4 protein-coding genes are annotated in these 2575 nt (G+C 67.8%); all 4 read right to left on the bottom strand.

All coding sequences use genetic code 11. From position 1 onward, the window contains the following. Positions 1–526 (bottom strand): dipeptide/oligopeptide/nickel ABC transporter ATP-binding protein (locus ENZ74_RS28555; protein ID WP_164761277.1); only part of this gene is annotated, 526 nt, incomplete at its 3' end. Continuing rightward, a complete protein-coding gene (locus ENZ74_RS28550; protein ID WP_063169056.1) occupies positions 523–1425 on the bottom strand; it encodes an ABC transporter ATP-binding protein in 903 nt (300 codons plus the stop codon). The genes ENZ74_RS28555 and ENZ74_RS28550, both read right to left, overlap by 4 nt. Continuing rightward, on the bottom strand, positions 1422–2252 hold the full coding sequence (locus ENZ74_RS28545) for an ABC transporter permease (RefSeq protein WP_063169055.1): 831 nt from the start codon (positions 2250–2252) through the stop codon (positions 1422–1424). The genes ENZ74_RS28550 and ENZ74_RS28545 overlap by 4 nt, the downstream gene beginning before the upstream one ends. Beyond that, positions 2249–2575, bottom strand: a 327-nt coding sequence (locus ENZ74_RS28540; RefSeq protein ID WP_164761276.1) for an ABC transporter permease, incomplete at its 5' end; no start/stop codon positions are given. The genes ENZ74_RS28545 and ENZ74_RS28540, both read right to left, overlap by 4 nt.

Raw genomic sequence — 2575 nt, 5'->3', positions numbered from 1 at the left:
CCGACACCGCTTCATCGAGCACGATCAGCGACGGCTTCGTGGCGATGGCGCGGGCAATGGCGACGCGCTGCCGCTGGCCGCCTGAGATTTCATGGATGGCACGCGGGGCGAGGTCCGCCGTCAGCCCGACGCGCTCCAGCAAGGCGGCGATGCGGCGCGGGCGCTCGCTGCGGGAAGCGATGCCATGGATGCGCAAGGGATCGTCGAGCACACGCGCCACTGTGGCGCGCGGGTTGAAGGCGGCAAGCGGGTCCTGGAACACCATTTGCAGGCGCGCGCGGCGGGCACGCAGTGCTGCGCTGCGCAGGGCCAGGAAATCGTCGCCTTCGAACTCGATGCGTCCGTCGTCCGGCTCGATCAATCGCAGCACCACCCGCGCGATCGTCGATTTGCCGCTGCCGGAGGGTCCGGCCAACGCCAGCGTTTCGCCCGGCTCGATGTGAAAGGAGACATCGTCGACTGCAGCGATGGTGTTGTCGCCGCGACGGTAGCGCTTGGTGAGGTTGGACACCGCCAGCAGGCTCATGCGTGGAGCCCGGCTCGGTTCAGCAGCGGCTTGGTGTCGAGGCCGATATCGGCATCGAGCAATGCGCGCGTATAGGGTTGGGCCGGGGCGCCGACAATCTGCGCCGTCATGCCAAGCTCGACCAACTGCCCATGGCGGAAAACGGCGATGCGCCCGGCAAGCTCGGCCGCCAGCGCGATGTCATGGCTGATGAACAGCAGCGTCATGCCGTCCTCGGTCACCAGGCGTCGGATCAAGGCGACGATCTCGGCCTGCACGATGGTATCGAGCGCGCTGGTCGCTTCGTCGGCGATCAGCAATTTCGGACCGGCCGCAATGGCGGCGGCGATCGCCACACGCTGCTTCTGGCCGCCGGAAAGCTGGTGCGGGAAGGCGCGCAGGGCCGAGTCAGGATCGGGCAGGCGGACGCGTTCGAGCAGGGTTTTGGCCCTGGCATAGGACTGGGACCAGGTGAGGCCGAGATGGGTGCGGGCGACTTCGGCGATTTGTTTGCCGATTGGCATTACGGGGTCGAGGCTGGCGGATGGGTCCTGGAAGACGAAACCGATATCGCGGCCGCCGCGGGGAGGGTGACTTGATCTGGTGAAGAGCTTTTGCGGTCTGTGCTCTACGAGGCCCCCCTCTGTCCTGCCGGACATGTCCGGCAGGACAGAGGGAGGTGCCTTGGCGCCCAACGCCGACGGTAGGAACCAATCGATCTTTCCTTCAGTCTTGGTGCTTGCCGGCAACAGCCCGGCAATCGCCAGCGCCAGCGTGCTCTTGCCCGAGCCACTTTCGCCGATGATGGCCAAGCGCTCGCCAGCCTCTATATCGAGGCTGACATCCTTCAGCGCCGCCACCTCGCTGCCGTCGCGGCGGTAGGTCACCGTCAGGTCGCGGATCGAAGCCAGCGCGGTCACGACAGGCCTCTCCTGACCGCCGTCGTCTCGACAATGCCTTCACCGGCGAGATAGACGCCGAGCACGGTCAGCACCAGCGCTATGCCCGGGACGATCGACAGGAAGGGCGCGGTGCGCAGGACAGCGCGGCCTTCGGCAATCATGCCGCCCCAGGTGACCCGGTTGGGATCGCCCAGGCCGAGGAACGACAAGGCCGCCTCGGTGAGGATCGCCGCGGCGACGATCACCGACGACATCGCCAGCACCGGCGGCAAGGCATTGGGCAGCACCTCGCGAAAGGCGATCGCCAGCGGGTGCATGCCGATGACCCTGGCGCCGGCGACATAATCGCGTTCGCGAATGGAGAGGACTTCCGCGCGGGCGACACGGGCTGGTCCGGTCCAGGTGCCGAGCGCGATGGCGATCACGACGATGCCGAGCGACGGTCCGACGACGCTGACGAAGGCCAGTGCCAGCAGGAAACTCGGCACGGTCTGGAAGGCGTCGGTGATGCGCATCAGCACCTCGTCGACGAGGCCGCCGGCAAAGCCGGCCAATGTGCCGACCACTGCCCCGACGACAAGTGCGGCGGCCGCGGCGGCGATCCCGACAGCCAGCGATGTGCGGGCGCCATGAAAAAGCTCGGCCAGCACGTCGCGGCCAAGCCGATCGGTGCCAAGCGGGAGCGACCAGTCCTGGAACGGCGGCAGCAGCGCCGGCCCGGCAATCGCTTGCGGATCGCCGGGGAACAGCAGCGACGCCGACAGTGCCATGGCGATCAGCGCCGCCAGGAGGATGGCGCCGGCGACCGCCTCGGGCGTGCGCAGAAAGCGGCGGAGGGCACTCATGCGCCGGCCTCGCAGGCGCCGACGCGCGGGTCGAGGAAGGCATAGGCGATGTCGACGGCAAGGTTGATGACAATGACCAGGACGGCGCTGGTGAGAATAATGCCGAGCAGAAGCGGCGTATCGCGGGAGGCGACTGCCTCCTGCGCCAGCCGGCCGAGGCCGGGCACGGAAAAGACGCTCTCGATGACGACACTGCCGCCGAGCATCTGCGCCGACTGCAGGCCGAGCATGGTGACCAGCGGCAGCAGTGCATTGCGGGCGACGTGGGCGAGCACGATGCGGCGGCGTGATAATCCCTTGGCGCGCGCGGCCAAGACGAAATC

It is taken from the genome of Mesorhizobium sp. M7A.F.Ca.CA.002.15.2.1, assembly GCF_003998715.1.
In the GTDB taxonomy this organism is placed as follows: domain Bacteria; phylum Pseudomonadota; class Alphaproteobacteria; order Rhizobiales; family Rhizobiaceae; genus Mesorhizobium; species Mesorhizobium ciceri.
Note: the sequence above shows the minus strand (reverse complement) of the source record. Positions and strands in the feature narration are given on the sequence as shown.